This is a genomic window from Janthinobacterium silvisoli (assembly GCF_014200725.1).
Classification (GTDB): Bacteria; Pseudomonadota; Gammaproteobacteria; order Burkholderiales; family Burkholderiaceae_D; genus Janthinobacterium.
The window spans coordinates 62,310-82,354 of the sequence record NZ_JACHCL010000007.1 but is presented as its reverse complement, the minus strand read 5'-3'; the positions used below and the strand labels follow the sequence as shown (position 1 = coordinate 82,354).

18 protein-coding genes are annotated in these 20,045 nt (G+C 58.5%); 10 read left to right on the top strand and 8 right to left on the bottom strand.

Annotation, left to right across the window (positions count from 1 at the left end; translation table 11 throughout):
- Positions 1–285 carry a FeoA family protein gene (locus tag HDE75_RS23250; protein WP_183681445.1) on the bottom strand — a complete coding sequence of 95 codons (285 nt, stop codon included), beginning with the start codon at positions 283–285 and terminating at the stop codon, positions 1–3.
- Positions 286–695: 410 nt separating this feature from the next.
- On the opposite strand from HDE75_RS23250, the gene HDE75_RS23245 reads away from it, so the two are divergent.
- Both HDE75_RS23245 and HDE75_RS23240 read left to right on the top strand, forming a co-directional pair.
- Positions 696–911: a (2Fe-2S)-binding protein gene (locus tag HDE75_RS23245; protein ID WP_183681447.1), complete on the top strand. Its 216-nt coding sequence runs from the start codon at positions 696–698 to the stop codon at positions 909–911.
- 11 nt (positions 912–922) lie between these two features.
- Positions 923–1,633, top strand: a complete 711-nt coding sequence (locus HDE75_RS23240) for an energy transducer TonB (protein ID WP_260174308.1) — start codon at positions 923–925, stop codon at positions 1,631–1,633.
- A gap of 284 nt (positions 1,634–1,917) precedes the next feature.
- Here HDE75_RS23240 and HDE75_RS23235 read toward each other — a convergent pair whose 3' ends face one another.
- Positions 1,918–2,598: a Fe2+-dependent dioxygenase gene (locus tag HDE75_RS23235; protein ID WP_183681450.1), complete on the bottom strand. Its 681-nt coding sequence runs from the start codon at positions 2,596–2,598 to the stop codon at positions 1,918–1,920.
- Between the two features lie 406 nt (positions 2,599–3,004).
- On the opposite strand from HDE75_RS23235, the gene bfr reads away from it, so the two are divergent.
- Positions 3,005–3,481, top strand: coding sequence for a bacterioferritin (gene bfr, locus HDE75_RS23230; protein ID WP_183681453.1), 477 nt, complete (start codon positions 3,005–3,007; stop codon positions 3,479–3,481).
- Between the two features lie 51 nt (positions 3,482–3,532).
- Here bfr and HDE75_RS23225 read toward each other — a convergent pair whose 3' ends face one another.
- The 5 genes from HDE75_RS23225 to HDE75_RS23205 form a co-directional block, all read right to left on the bottom strand.
- Entirely contained in the window at positions 3,533–4,870 is a 1,338-nt protein-coding gene (locus HDE75_RS23225) for an MFS transporter (protein ID WP_183681455.1), read from the bottom strand.
- A 15-nt stretch (positions 4,871–4,885) separates the two neighbouring features.
- Entirely contained in the window at positions 4,886–6,754 is a 1,869-nt protein-coding gene (locus tag HDE75_RS23220; RefSeq protein ID WP_260174310.1) for an alpha-amylase family protein, read from the bottom strand.
- Positions 6,755–6,792: 38 nt separating this feature from the next.
- Complete coding sequence (locus HDE75_RS23215) at positions 6,793–9,120, bottom strand: TonB-dependent receptor (protein ID WP_183681458.1); 2,328 nt, start codon at positions 9,118–9,120, stop codon at positions 6,793–6,795.
- Positions 9,121–9,415: 295 nt separating this feature from the next.
- Positions 9,416–10,450 carry a LacI family DNA-binding transcriptional regulator gene (locus HDE75_RS23210; RefSeq protein WP_183681461.1) on the bottom strand — a complete coding sequence of 345 codons (1,035 nt, stop codon included), beginning with the start codon at positions 10,448–10,450 and terminating at the stop codon, positions 9,416–9,418.
- Between the two features lie 25 nt (positions 10,451–10,475).
- Positions 10,476–11,090 carry a glutathione S-transferase N-terminal domain-containing protein gene (locus HDE75_RS23205; RefSeq protein WP_183681464.1) on the bottom strand — a complete coding sequence of 205 codons (615 nt, stop codon included), beginning with the start codon at positions 11,088–11,090 and terminating at the stop codon, positions 10,476–10,478.
- Between the two features lie 220 nt (positions 11,091–11,310).
- Here HDE75_RS23205 and purB point away from each other — a divergent pair, with 220 nt between their 5' ends.
- From purB to HDE75_RS23175, 6 genes are all read left to right on the top strand, one after another.
- The gene (gene purB / locus HDE75_RS23200; RefSeq protein WP_183681467.1) at positions 11,311–12,690 is read left to right on the top strand and encodes an adenylosuccinate lyase; all 1,380 of its coding nucleotides are present in this window, start codon (positions 11,311–11,313) and stop codon (positions 12,688–12,690) included.
- A gap of 191 nt (positions 12,691–12,881) precedes the next feature.
- A complete protein-coding gene (locus HDE75_RS23195) occupies positions 12,882–13,406 on the top strand; it encodes a cytochrome b (RefSeq protein WP_183681470.1) in 525 nt (174 codons plus the stop codon).
- Positions 13,407–13,459: 53 nt separating this feature from the next.
- A complete protein-coding gene (locus HDE75_RS23190) occupies positions 13,460–14,014 on the top strand; it encodes a YceI family protein (protein ID WP_183681472.1) in 555 nt (184 codons plus the stop codon).
- A gap of 46 nt (positions 14,015–14,060) precedes the next feature.
- Positions 14,061–14,633, top strand: coding sequence for a YceI family protein (locus tag HDE75_RS23185; RefSeq protein WP_183681473.1), 573 nt, complete (start codon positions 14,061–14,063; stop codon positions 14,631–14,633).
- A 179-nt stretch (positions 14,634–14,812) separates the two neighbouring features.
- Positions 14,813–15,082, top strand: a complete 270-nt coding sequence (locus tag HDE75_RS23180; RefSeq protein ID WP_183681476.1) for a GlsB/YeaQ/YmgE family stress response membrane protein — start codon at positions 14,813–14,815, stop codon at positions 15,080–15,082.
- 297 nt (positions 15,083–15,379) lie between these two features.
- Positions 15,380–17,533, top strand: a complete 2,154-nt coding sequence (locus HDE75_RS23175; protein ID WP_183681479.1) for a S46 family peptidase — start codon at positions 15,380–15,382, stop codon at positions 17,531–17,533.
- An 81-nt stretch (positions 17,534–17,614) separates the two neighbouring features.
- Here the strand turns inward: HDE75_RS23175 and HDE75_RS23170 are convergent, their stop codons facing one another.
- Positions 17,615–18,172, bottom strand: coding sequence for a hypothetical protein (locus tag HDE75_RS23170; protein WP_183681482.1), 558 nt, complete (start codon positions 18,170–18,172; stop codon positions 17,615–17,617).
- A gap of 151 nt (positions 18,173–18,323) precedes the next feature.
- Between HDE75_RS23170 and HDE75_RS23165 the strand changes: the two genes are divergently transcribed.
- Entirely contained in the window at positions 18,324–20,012 is a 1,689-nt protein-coding gene (locus HDE75_RS23165) for a M14 family zinc carboxypeptidase (protein WP_183681485.1), read from the top strand.
- The last annotated feature ends 33 nt before the right edge of the window (positions 20,013–20,045 follow it).

Genomic DNA, 20,045 nt, shown 5'->3' with positions numbered 1-20,045 from the left:
TTATTCCGGTTGAAGCAACGGTTGAATCGTAATCAGCGCTGCCTCGAAGCGGCGCAGGGCGAAAGTGGCGTTACCGACCTTGATGGCCAGCGGATCACCACCGGGAATGCCGCGCTTGAGCATGCGGATATGCTCGCCGGGAACGAAGCCCAGCTCCATCAAGCGCCGGGCCAGGTCGACGCCGCCCTCCATCTGGTCTGCCGCAACGGGCGTGATATGTAACACGGTGCCGCTCTGGCCGACTGCCAGCGCATCGAGCGTCATCAGGGGTGGAACTTGAGTCATGGGCAATTCCGTTCATAGAGAGGGGTATTCCATCGCCTGTTGTGGTGTTGTGGAATACCGACAACCGGGCCAACGCGGAAGTATGCAGGGGTCGACCGTGCAAAACAATACCAGCATTATAAACATGAATGCGAATTGTTTTTATTTGCGGCCAGGATCGCCTTTTCATGGCAAAAAACCCTTGCAAGCCTGCAAACATGCGGTATCTGCCTTGCATGCCATGCCGTCGCCAGACCCTGTTTTTCAGCGCAAACTGCATCAAATCGCTTGCAAAGTTCGGCTCTTTGCGAGACAATTAAACGAAATGATAATGATTCTCATTAAAACGAGAGCAAGAATGCAGTTCAAAACGCAGTCCAGTAAGAGTTAATTTCTTCCCGTATAGGTTTATTTAGCCAGAAGGTGCATCAATGATTGTATGTGTCTGCAACAACATATCTGATCGTGAAATCCGTCAAGCCGTCGATCTTGGCCTGTCCACCATGGCCGAATTGCGGCGTGACCTGGGCGTGGCCACCTGCTGTGGCAAATGCCATACCTGTGCACGGGAAGTGCTCAAAGACCATCTGGATGCGACTGCCGTGCTGCGCGAAACCGTAATTTCGCGAGCCGTCCTGACCACTTAAACGAGAAAGCGATGAACGCCATGACGATGATGCCACCACCCGTAACGGTGCAGGCTGTGCAACAATTTGCCACCTTCGACAAGAAGCGCAGCAAGCTGGTGCCCCTGACGGCTATCCTCGCCCTGCATATCGCCGGTTTCTATGCAATCCAGAGCGGCCTGCTGAGCCGCGTGGTGAGCGCGGCCATGCCCACGATTACCACCGTCAGCATCGTTGCGCCACCGGCGCCGCCACAACCGCCCGCACCTGCCGTACCGAAAACAGTGGAGCTGAGCGCTCCTGTGCCGCAAGCCATCATCCCGCCGCTGCCGCTGGTAGCCGTGGCGCAGACCGAACCCACCATCACGTTGCCGCAACCGACGCGCTCCGAAGCGGCGCCCGTTGCCACCACCGCACCGGCTGCGCCATCGACACCAGCGCCTTCGCCGCCGGCACCGGCCGCGCCGCGCACCGTCAGCAGCGTGGAATACATCAAGCCGCCGCAACTGATCTACCCGAATTTGTCGCGCCGCCTGGGCGAAAGCGGCACCGTGGTCCTGCGCGTGCTGATCAATGAAAAAGGCTTGCCCGAGCAAATCCTGATTCACAAATCGACCGGCTACAACAACCTCGATGAAGCGGGCCGCCAGGCTGCGCAGCGTGCCCTGTTCAAGCCGATGATAGAAAACGGCAAGGCCGTCCCCGTGTACGTGCTGCTGCCCCTGACCTTCCAGCTCAGCTAGCCTAAAAGCGCCGCCACCAGTTCTGGTGGCCCAACCGCCCAGCCAGCCCGCAAGCATTGCACCTCATTGTGCCCTGCTTGCTTTTTTACGCCCTGTTTTCGTACCTGTTTTTGTCAAGCGATTTGCTTGTTTCAAGTCTGCCAGCCTACATCCCCGGGCCCGGCAGACTTTTTTTTGCCTACGTATTTTTGAGCTGTATCGTGTAACGCGCAGGGCAAGGCGCGACGGCGAAGACAGTACGAATGTACGGCGAGCCTAAGCAACGCCGCCATGCACGTTACACCTTACAGCTCCGCCCACATGCGTAAGAGATTATGGTAGTGGCCGGTCAGTCCCACCGTCGCCTCCGAATCGCCATGTGCGCCTCGCACCTGCTGGATATTCTGGTCCAGCTCAAACAGCATCGAGCGTTTCCAGTCATCGCGCACCATGCTTTGGGTCCACAGGAAAGAGCAGATACGTTCACCGCTGGTGACGGGCAGCACCTTGTGCACGCTGCTCGACGGGTAGACGATCAGGTCGCCGGCCGGCAGCTTGACTTCATGCGTGCCGTAGGAATCGACCACCACCAGTTCGCCGCCTTCATATTCGTCCGGTTCGCTGAGGAACAGGGTCGACGAGACATCGGCGCGCATCGATTGCATGCCGCCTTTCGGCGTGCGGATGGCGCCATCGATATGCAAGCCATAATGTTCGCCGCCCGAATAGCTGTTGAAGAATGGCGGCAGGATGCGCAGCGGCAGCACGGCGGCAAAAAACAGCGGGTTGGCCAGCAAGGCGCGGCTGACGGTCTCGCCCAGCTCCAGCGCCAGCGGCGAACCTTCCGCCAACTGACGGTTGCGCTTGACCTGCGCCCCTTGCGCACCGACGCTGGCGCGGCCATCGACCCAGTCCGTCTGCGCCAGGCGCTGGCGAAATTGCGTCACCTGCTCTGGCGTGAGCACGCCAGGAATATGCAGCATCATCTTGCTATCCTTTGTAGAAAAATCGCCCTGTGATTATCGCATCGCGGAGCCTGCTGCAAACACAGAAAATGGTAACGATTCGCATTTATCGGCAGCGTGAATAGGGCAAAACATTGCCAGGAAGTTGTTATAAACGCAAATGAGAATATCCCTCATTTTCTTTAACAAATTTAAATTCGTGAAATGTGGCGAACTACTTGAGAATGGGTTTTATTCGCACGTTATTTACGTTAAAAAGACGGAAAATCGTCGTTTTAGATCAAAAACGCGCAAGATTTTGCGTTATGATGCGGGCATAGCGAGACCGGCGTGGAATGCGCCGCCAGGCAGCCCATGCGCCACCCAGCAGCGGCCGCCACAGCAGCCGGTTTCATCATCGAACGCAGCACAGAACAAAGGAAATCCCATGAAGGGCGATAAAGAAGTCATCCGCTTGCTCAACGCACAGCTCACCAACGAACTGTCCGCCATCAACCAGTACTTCCTGCATGCACGCATGTACAAGCACTGGGGCCTGGAAAAACTGGGCAAGAAAGAGTACGAAGAATCGATCGGCGAGATGAAGCACGCCGACAAACTGATCGACCGCATCCTGATGCTCGACGGCCTGCCTAACCTGCAAGCGCTGCACAAGCTGCTGATCGGTGAAAACACGCCAGAAATCCTGGAATGCGATCTGAAACTGGAACGCGCCGCGCACGTCACCGTCAAGGAAGGCATCGCCACCTGCGAAAAAGCAGGCGACTATGTTTCGCGCGACCTGTTCCTGATGATCCTGGAAGACACGGAAGAGCATATCGACTGGCTCGAAACGCAGATCGACCTGATCGCCAAAGTCGGCATCCAGAACTACCTGCAAAGCCAGATGGCTGTCGAGGAATAATCCCCGCGCCTGTCCGATGCACAGAAAAAACCGGCTTCAAGCCGGTTTTTTTTACGCCCGCTGTGCTGCCGCCTTCAGCTTGACAAACAGCACCGCCACCGCGGCGCACAGCAGCAACGCCCCCGCCAGGCGGATCACGTTTTCCGGATTGCCGCCCAGCCAGCTGTGGTAATACAGCGGCAAGGTAAAGATCTGGATGATCATCGGGATCACGATAAACATATTGAAGATGCCCATGTACACGCCCGTGCGCTCGGGCGGTATGCTGCCCGCCAGCATAATGTAGGGATTACCCATGATGCTGGCCCAGGCCAGGCCGATGCCTACCATCGGTATCAGCAGCAGCGCTTCGCTATGGATCAGCGGCAGGCATAGCATGCCCGCGCCGGCCGCCGTCAGGCAGATGCTGTGCATGATCTTCGGGCCGAAACGGCGCGTAAATGGCACCAGCGCAAAGGCCGCGATAAAGGCGATGAAGTTATAGAACGCCCCCACCTGCCCTGTCAGCAAACCCGCATCGCGAAAACCCTGCGAAGCGGGATCGGTGGTGTGGAACATGGTGGTCGACAGCGACAGGGTGATGTACTGCCAATAGCAAAACAGCGCATACCACTGGAACAATTTCACGACTGCCAGCTGCTTCATGGTCGGCGGCATTTCGCGCACGGCTAGCACGATATCGCCCAGCATATGGCGCCAGCCTGGTGGCCGCGCGCGTATCTCTTGCAGCTCGCCAGGCGTCAACGGGTGTTCGGGCGTGGTCTTCAAGGTCCACAGCACCGAGGCGATGGAAAAGAAGGCGCCTATCATGAAGGCGACAATCACGATGTGCGGTATATGGCTGCTGTTGACGGCATCCTTGTTCATGCCGAACAAGACCAATAATGACGGTGTCAGATAAGCCAGCGTCTGCCCCAGGCCCGTGAAAGCGCTCTGGGTCAGGAAGCCGAGCGAATGCTGTTTTTTATCGAGCTTGTCGCTGACGAAAGCGCGGTATGGCTCCATCGTCACATTGTTGGCTGCATCGAGTATCCACAGCAGGCTGGCCGCCATCCACAGGGTCGGGCTGAAAGGCATGGCCAGCAAGCCGAGGCTGCACAGGATGGCGCCGATCAAAAAGTATGGCGTGCGCCGCCCCCAGCGCGTCACGGTACGGTCGCTCATGGCGCCGATAATAGGCTGCACCAGCAAGCCGGTCATGGGACCGGCCAGCCACAGATAGGGCAAGCTGGCCGCATCGGCGCCCAGGTAGTTGTAGATCGGGCTCATGCTGCTTTGCTGCAGGCCAAAGCTGAACTGGATGCCGAAAAACCCGATGTTCATATTGACGATCTGCCAGAACGACAACTGCGGTTTGTGCAGCGTCGTCGTATATCCCTTGGCGCTCATATGGTTCCCGATAAATTAAACGGTACGCTCAAGCCACAGCATAGCCCATGATGGAAGACTCACCTTGCCAGACAATTCAGCACCGCTGATGCCATCGCGCCAGCGGCCTGCAGGTAGCTCGAAGGCCGCATCATGGCCGCTGAAATTACTGAGGTTCAGAAAGTCCGGCCCGCGCATCAGTGCCAGCACGGCGCCATCGCTGGAAGGCAGCAAGCTACGCGGCGCATCGGCGGCCAGCGCCTCGTGACGGCTGCGCAAGGCGATCAACTGGCGCAGGCCTGAAAATAATCGTCCCGTGACGCTGTCCCTGTCGTGGCGCAGGGCCAGCAGGCTGTCGTCAAACGGTGGGCGCTGCAGCCAGCGGCTATCCATCGCGCGGTCGGGTCGCTTGATATAGGAATAGTCGTTGGTCATGCCCAGTTCATCGCCCATATACAGCATCGGCAAGGCGCCGAAACTGAGGGCCAGGCCATGCAGCAGCAGCAGGCGGCGCAGCGCCAGCTCGGTCTGCTGCGTATCGGCCGCGCTTTCCAGGCCGCTCAAGGAAGCGGCCATGCCATTGCTGCCATGCGCCTTATCCAAGCTGCTGCTCTGGAAGGCGTCTCCGCGCGCATAACTGCCATTGGCGCCCGCGAAAAAGCTGGCGATGCGTGCCAGGCGCGCCGGGCCATCGGTTCCCGCTTCATTGAGCAGCACGTTCCAGCCGATGTCGTCGTGGCAGCGCACATAACTGAGCCAGCATGCCGATGGCGGCAATGGCGGCGTGGCGCGCACCACCTCGCGCAGCAAGTCCGTATTCTGCTCGGCCAGCGCGCCCCAGCCCGCCGCCATCAGGCTGCTGTGGTAAGCGATGTGACATTCAGGTGCGCCACCGTTACCCTCGCTACCAAAATACGCGGGCAGTTTCGGCGTCGCCACGATGGCTTCGGCCTTCATCAACACGCCCGGCGCGACGATGTCGATGATGGCGCGCATCGCCTGCAGCAGCCAATGGGCTTCCGGCTGGTTCATGCAATCGGTGCCCTCGCGCTTCCACAAGAAAGCAGTGGAATCGAGGCGGAACACTTCCACGCCGCGGTTGGCCAGGCCCAGCATGGCGCACATCATGGCCGTGAACACGGCGGGATTGGCGTAGTTCAAATCCCATTGATACGGGTAAAACGTGGTCCAGACCCAGCGCTGCAAGGATGGATCAAACGTGAAATTGCCGGGCGCCGCCTGCGGGAATATCTGCCCCATAGTCGCTTCGTAGCGGTCCGGCATATCGCGGTCGGGGTAGGTGTGGAAGAATTCGCGCAGCAGCGGATCGCCATTTTTTGCGCCCAGCGCCCACGCATGGTCGTCAGCCACGTGGTTCAAAATCAGGTCTGAACACAGGCTGATGCCGGCTGCACGCAGTTGCGCCGTCAGTGCTTCCAGGTCGGCATTGCTGCCAAGTTCAGGATCGACTTCATCGAAACTGGCCACGGCAAAACCGCCATCGCTTTCACCGGCACGGGGGCGCAGGAATGGCAGCAGATGCAGATAAGTCACACCCAACTCACGCAAATGGGCAATCCGCCCTGCTACGCCATTGAGGCTGCCGCCAAAGCGCTGCACATACGTGCTGTAGCCCAGCATGGACTGGCTGGCAAACCAGTCTGGCTGCTGCAGCCGTTCGGCGTCCAGCTGCAGCAGCGCCGCCGGACGGGCCGCATGCAAGCGGCCCAGGTTTTCCATCAGGTCGCAAAACCAGGGCAGAAAATCGCGGCGGCCACCATACAGCCGCGCCAGGCGCTCGAACAGCACAGTCTCGTGCCGCGCATAGCGGCGCGCCGCCTCGGCGCGCAACTCGGTGGGCAGGTGCTCCAGCAAACGCTCAAGCGGCGTCAGGTCAGACATCATAGATACGATCCAGTGTAAAACAGGGTTTAAAACAGCGGTTAAAACGTGTATTTGAGGCTGATCTTGGCGGAACGGCCCGTGATCGAACGCGCCGCATGGCCATCGCTTTCCACTTCCGTGTAGCCGATCTTGTCGAGCAGGTTATTGGCGCTCAGCGAGACCTGGGTTTGCGGCGTGATCTGGTAATTGATGAAGGCGTTCAGCACCTGGTAGGCGGGCAGGATGATGGTATGCGCATCGTCGCCCCACGATTTGCCCGTGCCGATATAGGTGGCGCCGAAGGTAGCGTTGCCCATTTCATAGGTCGGCGCCAGCTGATACACCACAGGCGCCTGGCGCCGTGGGCTATTGCCGATCACCGACTCATCGCCAGGGGCAGTGCCCGTGATGCGCGCATGGGTGTAGGTCAGGCCACCCGTGATGTGGAAGGCGCCGGCGCTATACGCCGTTTCCAGTTCCACGCCCTTGGCGTCGTAATCGTTGGCAGTGGTGATCTGGGTGGTCGCTTCGTAATTGCTTTCCTTGGTCTTCGCCTGGAACACGGTCACGAAAGCGCTGAGCGGACCCTGGCGCCATTTCACGCCACCTTCGATTTGCTTGACGGTGTTGATGTTGACGGGCGCGGTGCCGTCGAGCGGCGTGCCGAACAGGATGCGGTCGGCATTGAAGGCCACGCCTTCGCTGACGCGGGCAAATACAGCCAGGTTTTTCTGCAACTGGTAATTGCCGCCCACCGAATACGAAGTGTGGTTGAGCGAATAATCGACGCGTTCCACCGTGCCAGGCTGATACTGCAAAGCGCCGCTGGCATTGGCAGTGGCCATATTGGCCGTGCCGCTGGCGCGCTGGCGGTCCTGGCGCACGCTGGCGTCAAAGTTCAGCGGGCCGCTTTCCCACCCCAGGTTCAAATACGGCGAAGTGGTCTTGTAATCGACATCGATGGCGCGCGAGCAGCAGGCGCCAAACGCCGGGCCTTCCAGGCCTGGCGTGGCGCTGGCCGTTTGCAGCAGCGCAGGTTTGTCGCCCGTCGCCTGCATTAAATACTGGTTGAAGTTCCAGGTCAGTCCCAGCTTCTGGTCCGACAGATACAGGCCGGCGGTGGTGGTCAGCTTGCCGCCGCTGACCTCGAATGTCTTGGCCAGCTTGGTGTCGCTCAGGGTATTGCCCGCCTTGTCGATCGAGGTGTTGAACACCACGGCAGAAAACGCACGGCCATTGTAGGCCTGGCCTGTGTTCGGTCCGCTGGCAAAAACGTAGTTTCCGACCTGGCCGTTATCGCCGGCGAAGATGCCCGTGAAGCGGCCCGAGTTTTGCGAGGTGCGGAAGTTTTCGCTGAGCTTCCAGCCATTGCCCAGATTGAATGACGATTCCAGGCCGATCGAATCACTGCGCACTCGCAGTCCATCGTTGACATTGGTGGCGCTATGGCTGTTGTCCTTGTTCAGCACCACGTCCGGTACCCAGTACGGCGAATAAAAGCTGGCCGTGCGCGGATCGATGCCGGGGATGGTGGAAATCTGGCCATTCGTCACCTGCACCGGCACGGGCAGTGCAGTCGGCGATTTGTCATCCAGGTGCTTGAACGAGACACGCACAAAACCGTTGTCGAATTCATGCGTGATATTGCCGCGCACCTGGCCGCCATCTTCGCTGTTCACGCCCGTATGGCGGATGCCTTCGCCGGTACGATAGGAGCCGCCGATAAAGTAGCGGGTGCGGTCGAAAATCTGGCCACCGTAATCGAAGTCGACGCGTGTTTCATCGTAGCCGACGCCACGGCTGATGCCGATGCTGCCGCCCTTGTCCTGGCCATTCTTGCTGATGAAGTTGATGATGCCGCCCGGCGAGTTGGTCGCCAGGGTCGAGGCGGCGCCGCCGCGCACCACTTCCAGGTGATCAAGCGTGCCATCGATCTTGACGAAGCTGTCGGGCGTGGCGAAATTGAAGTCGCCAAACTGCAGCACTGGCAAGCCGTCTTCCTGCATTTGCACGTAGCGCGAACCGCCCGCTGAAATCGGCAAGCCGCGCACCGTGATATTCGCATTGCCCTCGCCGCCCGACGACTCGGCACGCAAGCCTGGCACGGCCCGCAAGACTTCCGCTGCACTGGTGGGGGCGTTGTTGAGGATGGTGTCGAGTTCCATGGTGCTGACCGAATTACTGGACTTCATTTTCGATGCGCCCACGGCCGTGCCGGTGACAACGACTCTTTCCAGGTTCAGGCCATCGGCGGGTGCAGCCGGGGCGGCTGGCGTGGCGGCTGAAGAGGTGTCGGTAGTTTGCTGCGCCTGTGCGGCGCCCATTTGCAGCATCGCGACTGCGACGGCCGCGGCCATGCAGCCAAGTTTGGCAATACGTGTGTCCATCTTTGTCTCCGTTGTTGTGCGCGGCCGCATCATGGCGGCCTCTGTTATCAGTCCAGTCCGTTACGCACCGGGCGCACACGCTGAACAGGTATGCCATTATTCAACGAATGGAAATTTATTGCAATCGATTGCATATAAGCGCCGCAACATGTGATTTGCGTTGTTTTTACGCAAAACTTCGGCAATTTACCTAGGGAAAATATGATCGCTTGCGGGAAATGGCAAGGTTTTCATGCTGCGATGCAGCATGAAAATATCGGAGAAATTTGAGATTTATTGCAATCGGTTGCAACGACTAACTTGTGCTCGACGCACGCACCACGAGTTCAGTCGGCAATTGCTGCGATGCCAGCGGAGCACCATCGACCAGCGCCAGCAAGGATGACACCAGTGCCCGTCCGGCCGCGCGCATCGGCTGGCGCACGGTGCTTAACGGTGGGTGAAAATAGGCGGCCAGTTCGATATCGTCGTAGCCGACCACGGCCACCTGTTCCGGTACCGGCAAGCCGTGCTGGCGCAAGGCGCTGATGGCGCTCATGGCCAGCAAATCGCTGCAGGCAAAGATGGCGTCAAAGGCCAGGCCGCGCTCCAGCAATTGCTGCACTGCCAGCGTGCCGCCCTGCGGCAAAAAGGAACCGGCCACATACAAGTCTTCATCGCGCGCGACACCGTGCGCGGCCAGCGCGTCCAGATACCCCTGGTGGCGCTGCGCCACTTCGGGCAGGTTGATGTCGCCAAAAAAAGCGATGCGGCGCCGGCCTTGCGTCAGCAAATGTTCAGTAGCCAGGCGGCCGCCGGCCACGTTGTCGCCGCCTACCGTGCAATACAGCTGTTGCGGCAGCTGCGCGCCCCACACAACAATCGGTACCTGGCGCGCCGCCAGCTGGTTCAACTGGTCGTGGTGGCGCCACTGGCCGATCAGGATAATGCCGATCACGCGGCCGCTGTCGAACGACAGGGCCGCCGCGTCCAGCGTTTCCGCATCCACGCGCGACACCAGCATGTCGAAACCCTGCTCGGTCAGCGCGTCAGCAAGGCTGCCCAGCATGCCAAGGAAAAACGGGTCGGACAGATGCTGGCGCGTGGCCGCGTCATACGGCACCACCACGCCCACCGTGCGGTTTTGCTTGAGGCGCAGGTTTTGCGCACCGATATTGATCGAGTAATTGAGCGAGCGCGCCAGCTCCATCACCCGCGTGCGGGTCTCTTGATTGACCAGCGGACTGCCGCTAAGGGCGCGCGAGACTGTCGACGTCGACACGCCAGCCAGGCGCGCAATGTCGGCCATTTGCAAGCGCTGCTGCGCCTTGGTATCGGTGCTTTTTTGCATGGAGAGGGTGCTGGTGCGCAGCCGCTTACTGCGGCAGCGTGTCCTTGAACGACGGGCGCTCGGACAATTTATCGAACAGGAGCGCCAGGCCAGGATGTTCACCGCGCCAGTCGATCTCGGGAAAACGGAAGCTGATCCAGCCCAGCGCGCAGCCCACGGCCACGTCGCCCAGGGTGTAGTTCTTGCCCGCGCAATAAGCGTGTTCGCCCAGGCGCTGCTCCATGGCCGCCAGGCCCAGGGTGACCTTGCTCAGCTGACGTGTTATCCAGTCTGCACTCTGCTGTTCGGGTGGGCGCAAAGTGCGCTCCAGGCGCACCAGCACGCCGGCGTCCATGATGCCGTCGGCCAGCGCTTCCCAAGACTTGATTTCGGCCCGTTCACGGCCATTACCGCCAGCCGGCAGCAGCTTGCATACGGGCGTGAGCGTGTCGAGATATTCGACGATGACGCGCGAATCGATAAGCGCGCTGCCATCTTCCATCACCAGGCAGGGCACTTTGCCCAGCGGATTGGCCAGGGCGATGCGCGTTTCGGGCACCCAGACGTTTTCCAGCTCGAATACATAGTCGAGCTTTTTCTCTGCCAGCACGATGCGGACTTTGCGGACATAGGGGCTGGCGAGGGAACCGATCAGTTTCATGGACACTTTATGATGAAGGAACAACTATCAGTATAGCATCGGGGGAGCCGGCATTTTGGCGAGGGGCGCCCCATGATGGGCCTAAAAGCCGCAGGCGGCAGGCTGACGCGCTGCCAGCAGTGGTAAAATCTCGCTTTATCGTGGTGCCGATCGCAGCATCGCTGTATCCGTTCCCCTGCGCACCACAGACCAACCGTTTCTTTAACTTGCGTCCGCTCTCATGACTTCTACTACTCCGTACTCCACGCTGTCGGCCCTGTCTCCGCTCGACGGCCGCTACGCCAGCAAGACCGATTTGCTGCGCCCGATCCTGTCCGAAGCCGGTTTCATGCACCACCGCGTGAAAGTGGAAATCTCCTGGCTGCAAGCGCTGTCGCAAGCCGGTTTCGCTGAAATCCAGCCTTTCTCGGCAAAAGCGAACGCCCTGCTCGACAAGATGGCAGCCGAGTTCTCGGAAGCCGACGCGGCCCGCATCAAGGCTATCGAAGCGGTCACCAACCATGACGTCAAGGCGGTCGAGTACTGGCTCAAGGAACAAGTGGCGGACGTGCCGGAACTGGTAGCCGCCTCGGAATTCATCCATTTCGCCTGCACCTCGGAAGACATCAACAACACCTCGCACGGCATGATGCTCAAAGCGGCGCGCGATGGCGTGATGCTGCCAGCGCTGCAAGGCGTGATCGCCAAGCTGACGCAAATCGCGCATGACAATGCAGACGTGCCGATGCTGTCGCGCACCCATGGCCAGACGGCCAGCCCGACCACCCTGGGCAAGGAATTTGCCAACGTGGTGGCCCGCTTGCAGCGCGCCGTGAAACGCATCGCCCAAGTGGAAATCCTGGGCAAGATGAATGGCGCAGTGGGTAACTACAACGCGCATCTGTCCGCCTACCCGCACTTTGACTGGCCAGCGTTTTCGCAAGCCGTCATCGAACAGCGCCTGGGACTGGTGTTCAATCCGTACACGATCCAGATTGAACCGCACGACTACATGGCCGAGCTGTTCGACGCCTTTGCCCGCGTCAACACCATCTTGCTGGACTTGAACCGCGATATCTGGACCTATGTCTCGCTGGGCTACTTCAAGCAAAAACTGAAGGCAGGCGAAATCGGTTCCTCGACCATGCCGCATAAGGTCAACCCGATCGACTTTGAAAACTCGGAAGGCAACCTGGGCCTGGCCAACGCCGTGCTGAAACACCTGTCGGAAAAACTGCCGGTATCGCGTTTGCAGCGCGACCTGACCGATTCGACCGTGCTGCGCAATATCGGCGTGGGCCTCGGCTACACCCTGCTGGCCTATGACAGCTGCCTGCGCGGCCTGAACAAGCTGGAAGTGAACCATGCGCGTCTGGCACAAGATCTGGATGCCACCTGGGAAGTGTTGGCCGAGCCGGTACAGACGGTAATGCGCCGCTACGGCATCGAAAATCCTTACGAACAGCTTAAAGAGCTGACCCGCGGCAAGGGCATTTCGAAGGAAGCGCTGCAGGAATTCGTCAACGGCCTGGCCATTCCGCAAGACGCCAAAGACGTGTTGCTGACGATGACGCCAGCGAACTATATTGGCATAGCTGCACAGCTGGCCAAGGCTATTTAAAACACAGTCTCTTTTCACGGGAATTTCTAGCTGATTCCCCGTCATATCAAACCGCCTGACAACATAAATTGTTGCCAGGCGGTTTATTTTTAATCTTTCTTGTAGAATCTCCAGCACGCAGCGCAATTTGCTTTTCTTTGGTATATTAGGCCGAATTAGTCCTAACACGTACTATTTCAAGAGAGCCACCGATGCAACGCTACACCACCACCGCCATCATCCTGCACTGGCTGACCGCCCTGCTCATCATCAGCGCGTTCACCCTGGGCCTGGTCATGACCGACATTCCGGGCTTGACGCCCGCGAAACTGAAATACTTTTCCTGGCATAAATGGCTAGGCGTGACGGTGCTGGCGATTGCCGCCATCCGCTTGCTGTGGCGCAAAGCCAACGTGCCGCCACCGCATCCGGCCAGCATGGTTGCCTGGCAAAAGAAAGCTGCCGATGGCATGCATATCCTGCTATATATCCTGATCTTCGCCGTGCCTGTTTCTGGTTATGTGTACACCCTGGCCGCCGGCGTGCCCGTGGTGTACCTGGGTTTGTTCCAACTGCCCGTCTTCATGGGACCGAACCCGGAACTTAAGCCACTTTTAAAAGAAATTCATTATGTTCTTAACATGACGATGGCTGCCGCCGTGGCCGCTCACGTACTGGCAGCGCTCAAGCACCAGTTCATCGACCGCGACGGCGTGCTCAAGCGCATGCTGCCGTAACCCTTAGTATTTCCAGCCCCTACCTTGCTTACTGACTACCCAGGAAACTCACGATGAAACTTACCCATAAAGTAGCACTGGCCTCCCTGATGGGCCTGTCCGTCGCCGCCACGGCCGCCACCCTGCTGAAAGCCGACACTGCAAAGAGCAGCGTGTCGGCCACCTTCAAGCAAATGAATGTCCCGGTGGAAGCGAAGTTCAAGAAATTCACTGCCGCCATCGATTACAACCCCGCCACGCCAGACGCCTCGAAGGCCACGGTAGAAATCGAAACGGCCAGCATCGATATCGGCGATCCGGAATACAACAAGGAAGTAGCGAAGAAGGAATGGTTCAACGCGGCGCAGTTCCCGAAAGCCACCTTTGTATCGAGCAGCATCAAGGCTGCCGGCGCCGGCAAGCTGACGGTGACGGGCAAGCTCAATATCAAGGGCAAAGCCACCGACGTGACCTTCCCATTGAGCGTGAAAGCCGATGGCGGCAAGTACACGTTTGACGGCGTACTGCCAATCAAGCGCCTGACCTACAACATCGGCGAAGGCGAGTGGAAAGACACCAGCATGGTCGCCGACGAGGTCACAATTAAGTTCCATGTGGTAACACAGTAAGACTTGATTCAAAACAACCCAAAAACTGTTCAATCCTAGGATATCCATGAAATTCAAGCACTTGATGATCGCCATGCTGGCAGCCGCCAGCGCGGGTTCGGCCATGGCCGCCGATACGTATAACATCGACCCGACCCACACCTATCCCAGCTTCGAAGCGGACCACGGCGGCATGTCTTTCTGGCGCGGCAAGTTCGACAAGACCAAGGGCACCGTCACCCTGGACCGCGCTGCCAAGACGGGTAGCCTGGACATCGTGATCGATGCCAGCTCGATCGATTTCGGTCTCGAAGCGATGAACGCGCACGCGAAAAAAGCGGAAATGTTCAACGTCGAAAAATTCCCTGAAATCACTTACAAGAGCAAATCGTTCAAATTCAACGGCGATCAATTGACTGAAGTTGATGGCGAACTGACTTTGCTGGGCGTCACCAAGCCTGTGACGTTGACGCTGGACCGTTTTAAATGCGCGGTCAACCCACGCTTCAAGCGCGAAGTATGCGGCGCCAATGCAACGGCCCAATTCAAGCGCAGCGACTTTGGCCTGAACTACGGCATGCCGGCGTTCTCGCCGGAAGTCAAACTGGCGATCCAGGTGGAAGCCATCAAGGCAGACTAAGTTTTACCCTCCTGCGTATAGAAAAATCCGCCAGGCCCGCTTCGCTGTCCGCAGCCAGGCGGGCTTTTTTTCGCCCAATTTTCCTATCGTGCGGCATCAATATCAAATCACTACCAGACTAGCACCGGTATCAGCGTTTTCACCATCGTCATCATCTTCACCATTGCACGGAGGAGTATATGAACTTCATTATCTGGATTGTTATCGGCGGCGTGATCGGCTGGCTGGCCAGCATGGTCATGAAAACCGATGCGCAGCAAGGCATCTTCCTGAACATCGTGGTCGGCATCGTGGGCGCCTTTTTGGGCGGCTGGCTATTGGCGCCATTGTTTGGCACCGGCACCATCAATAGCGACAATTTCAGCCTGTCTTCACTGCTGGTCTCCTTCCTGGGCGCCGTCATCCTGCTCGGTATCGTGAATCTTTTACGCCGCGGCAAACTTCGCTAAGAGTCCATGTCCCTGGACCAGGCCGGGTCTTCCTCAGTCCCGGCTTTTTTATTGCGCTCAAGAAAGTTGTCTGGACAATACCACAGCCATCGCAAGGAAAAATGCGGCTTTACACGGTGATATTGCACAGGAAAAAGGCATGGTTATTGTGTATTTGATACCAATATTTCCCATGCTATACGGAAAATGTGATTGACTAGTCACGATTCGGTGGGGATACTCTATATCGCCCGCTGTCTTTATCAGCGGGCAACACGCTGATTCCGACTTCCCTACACGTAAAAGAACAGAACTCGAATGAAAAAATCTCTGATTGCGCTCGCTATCCTGAGCAACTTCGCACACGCCGATGAAGGTATGTGGATGCCACAACAGCTGCCACAAGTAGCCAAGGAATTGAAAGCGGCCGGCCTGAAACTGGACCCGGCTACCCTGACCAAGCTGACCGAATTCCCGATGGGCGCGATCGTCAGCCTGGGCGGCTGCTCGGCATCGTTCGTCTCGCCGGAAGGCCTGGTTGCCACCAACCACCATTGCGTCTACAACAGCGTGGCCGTCAATTCGACCAAGGAACACGATTACCTGGCCAATGGTTTCCTGGCAAAAACTTACGCTGATGAATTGCCAGCCGCCCCAGGCAGCCGCATCTTCGTGACCACCGCCGTGACCAATGTCAGCGACAAGATCATCACTGCCGACGTCGCCAAGCTGCAAGGCAAGGAACGCATCGACGCGATCGAGAAAAACCAGAAGTCCCTGGTTGCAGAATGCGAAAAAGATGCCGGTTTCCGCTGCACCGTATCGGCCTACTACGGCGGCCTGGAGTTCTACCTGATCAAGCAACTGGAAATCCGCGACGTGCGCCTGGTACACGCGCCACCAGCGGGCGTCGGTAAATTCGGCGGCGACACCGATAACTGGATGTGGCCACGCCACACGGGCGACTACGGTTTCTACCGCGCCTATGTCAGCAAAGACGGCAAAGCGGCCGACTACAGCAAGGACAACGTTCCTTACCACCCGAAACACGTGCTGAAACTGGCCAAGGACGGCTTGAAAGAAGGCGATTTCGTGATGGCGCTGGGCTACCCAGGCCGCACCAACCGTCACCGCCTGCCATCGGAAGTGGCTTACACCTTTGACTGGAACTACCCGGCATTCGTGAAAGCATCGGGCGAAACCCTGGCCATCATCGCGCGCGAAACCAAGGACAACAAGGATGTTGCCCTGAAATACGCGGGTCAAGTGGCTGGCGTGAACAATTACTACAAAAACCGCCAGGGCATGATCGATTCCTACGCGGGCAGCGACTTCCTGGCACGCAAGACCAAGGAACATGAAGAGCTGAAAGCCTGGGTCAATGCCAATCCGGCCCGCAAGGCTGAATACGCGAACGATATCGAGCAAGTGGAAAAGCTGATCGCCGAGCGCGATGCTGAAACCAAGCGCGATTTCTTCCTTGGCTACTCGCAACCACGCCTGCTGAACACGGCGCGCAGCCTGTACCGCCTGGCCAATGAAAGCACCAAGCCTGATACCGAGCGCAAGTCCGGCTACCAGACGCGCGACCTGCCACGCCTGACGTCGAGCATCACTTCGGTTGAGCGCACCTACGATGAAAAAGTCGACAAGGCGCTGGTACTGAACAGCCTGACCAAGTACGCCGCCGAGCCAGCAGCACAACGCCGCGCCAGCTTCGACGCCGCCATCGGCATCAAGGACGGCATGTCGCAAGCCGACCTGGCCGCTGCCCTGGACAAACTGTATGCCGGCAGCAAACTGGCGGACAAGGAAGAGCGCGCAGCGTGGCTGAAACGCACGCCAGCCGAATTCCAGGCCAGCCACGACACCTTCATCCAGGCTGCTGTTGCCCTGTACCCTGATTCGCTGAAAAACGAAGCAGAAGATGAAGAACTGGCCGGCAAGATCCAGCAAACCTATGCCAACTACATGAAAGCGAAAATCGCCTACATGAAGAGCAAGGGCCAGGCGGTCTACCCTGATGCCAACAGCACCTTGCGCGTGACCTTCGGCCGCGTCGCCGGCCGCGACCATGGCGCCGATGGCACCACCTGGACCGCCTTTACCACCGTCAATGGCGTCGTGGCAAAAGCTACCGGCGAAGGCGAGTTCAATGCACCAGCGAAACAACTGGCAGCGATCAAGGCCAAGGACTTCGGTAAATACGTCGATCCCAAGCTGAAAACCGTACCAGTCGACTACCTGGCAACCTTGGACATCACTGGCGGCAATTCCGGTTCGGCAGCGCTGAACTCGAAAGGCGAATTCATCGGCCTGGCATTCGACGGCACCCTGGACTCGATCATTTCCGACTGGGATTACAACAAGGCCAACACGCGTTCGATCCAGGTCGACCTACGCTACATCTTGTGGAACATGAAACACGTCGATCACGCAGACAATCTGCTGAAAGAAATGGGCGTCGAGTAATTGCCTGACAACAATAACAACAAGCCCGGCAACGGGCGGTTGTAAGCTGAGCCACTCCTGCGGGAGTGGCTTTTTTTTTGCCTAACGTTTCATCTTGGAAAATAAATAGGGCGCCGCCTGCTCCTGGCCAAACACCTGCGGCGTGGAAGTGCCCAGCGGCAGCATCACGCGCTTACTGTCTTGCAACAGCAAGGCCAGGTCGGCGCCGGGATAATGTTGCGCCAGCAAACTGTGTTCATGACGCGCCAGGCTGCTGGCCGGTATCACGATGCGGTAATCACCAGCGCCAAAATCGAGCAGCAAGGCTGCAGGTCGACTGGCTCCCAAGCCGGGTAACGAGGTGATACGCAGCCGTGTGCCATCCTTCGCCAATTCAACCGCCGCCCACACGGGCAAGTCGCGCTTCAGCTTGCCCGTCACCACCTTCGCTGCTTGCACACCATCGGCCGACAGCAAGCGCACATCGGCAGCCGTACCGGCTTGCGCGCCATCGAGCGCCAGCAGCCAGCCCCGATAGCGTATCAATGCCCCGTCCGCTACCGCCACGACGCTGCCGCCATCGGCCCCAGTTGGCGGTGCGGCGCTGGCGGCCACTGCCAGCATGCTGCAACACATGACCATTACCGCTTTGCTCCACATGGCGTCCCCCAGAGTCAATATTCCCTATACATAGCACAAGTAACAGCAGAGAGCGCCAGCACACATCAAGGCCGGGGGCCGGTGCTACAATTACCATCTTACCGGCGTGCTGACCCAGCGCGCTTTTCACGCCTTCCGGAATCACACCGCCATGCCATCAGATTTGCGTACAACTTACGAACTCGGTAACCACAACCAGACCACGACCTGGCTGGAATGCATTACTTTCTATAAAGAACTCGCCGCACGCTACCCGCAAGTGCTGCATTTCGAACAGATCGGCCTGTCCGACTCGGGCGTGCCAATCCACGCTGGCGTCGTCAGCGCGGACGGCGTCTTTGACCGCGAGCAAATCAAGCGAGAAGGCCGCACCGTCTTTTTCAACAATAACGGCATCCATCCGGGCGAACCGGAAGGCATCGATGCCTGCATGGCCATCGTACGCGACCTGTGCGTCGAACCGGCGCGCCTGGCGGCGCTGGGCAAGACAGTCTTGCTGTTCGTGCCCATCTACAACGTCGATGGCAGCCTGAACCGCGCCAATACCTCGCGCGTGAACCAGGATGGGCCGGAGCAATTCGGTTTCCGTGGCAATAGCCGCCACCTGGACTTGAACCGCGACTTCATCAAGTGCGACAGCCTGAATGCGCAAGTATTCAACCGCCTGCTGAGCAGCTGGGACCCTGATGTGATGGTCGATACGCATACGTCGAACGGCGCCGACTACCCGTACACCATGACCCTGATCCACACTCAGACCGATAAACTCGGTAATGGCCTGGGTCCCTTCCTGCAAGACACCATGCTGCCGCATATCTTTGCGCAGATGCAACAAGCTGGCTGGCCGACTTGCCCATACGTCAATCCCGTCAAGGATAGCCCGGACCACGGCATCGCCGAATTCCTCGAAGTGCCGCGCTTCTCGACCGGTTTTGCCGCCCTGCACAACGTGATCGGTTTCATGCCCGAAACACATATGCTCAAACCATTTGCCGACCGCTATGCCTCGATGCGCGCTCTGCTCGACATCACCATGGCGTTTACCGTGCAGCACGGCGAACAGATCAAGCAATTGCGCGCGCAAGCCAAGGCCGCCGGCCGCACGCAAGCAGCCTGGCCCGTCAGCTGGAAAATGAATCAAGCGCAGCCGTCGACTTTCCGCTTCAAGGGTTATGCCGCCAAATACACGCCTAGCGTACTGGGCGACTACCAGCGCCTCTCGTACGACCGCTCGCAGCCGTGGGAATGCGATATTGCCTATTACAACCGCTTCGATGCCGATGTGGTCGTGCCAGCACCGAAATCGTATGTGGTGCCGCAAGCCTGGCGCGAAGTGATCGAACGCCTGCGCTGGAATGGCGTTGAAATGCACCGCATCACCGAAGAACAGACGGTAACGGCGCGCTACTACCATATCGCTTCCGTCGGTACGCGAGCCACCGCCTATGAAGGCCATATGTTCCACGACAAGGTAGAAGTCGAGGCGCGCACAGGGCAATTCACCTTGCAGGCTGGCGATTACGTCATTTCGCTGGACCAGGACAATGCCCGCTACGCGGTGGAAACGCTGGAACCGCAAGCGCACGACAGCTTCTTCCGCTGGGGCTTCTTCAATAGCGTGCTGGAGAAAAAAGAAGCGTTTTCCGATTATGTGTTCGAAGACATGGCGTCCGAACTGCTGCGCGACGAACCAGCGCTGGCAGCCAAATTCGCCGAGTGGAAAGCCGCTAATCCGGCCTTGCTGAGCAATCAGGAAGCCGTGCTCGATTTCATCTTTGAACATTGCCAGCGCTTCGCCGAGCCTGAATGGCGGCGTTATCCAGTCATTGCCCTAGTGTAAAACCAGGGCCAGATTTGCGGTAACACGGCGCTG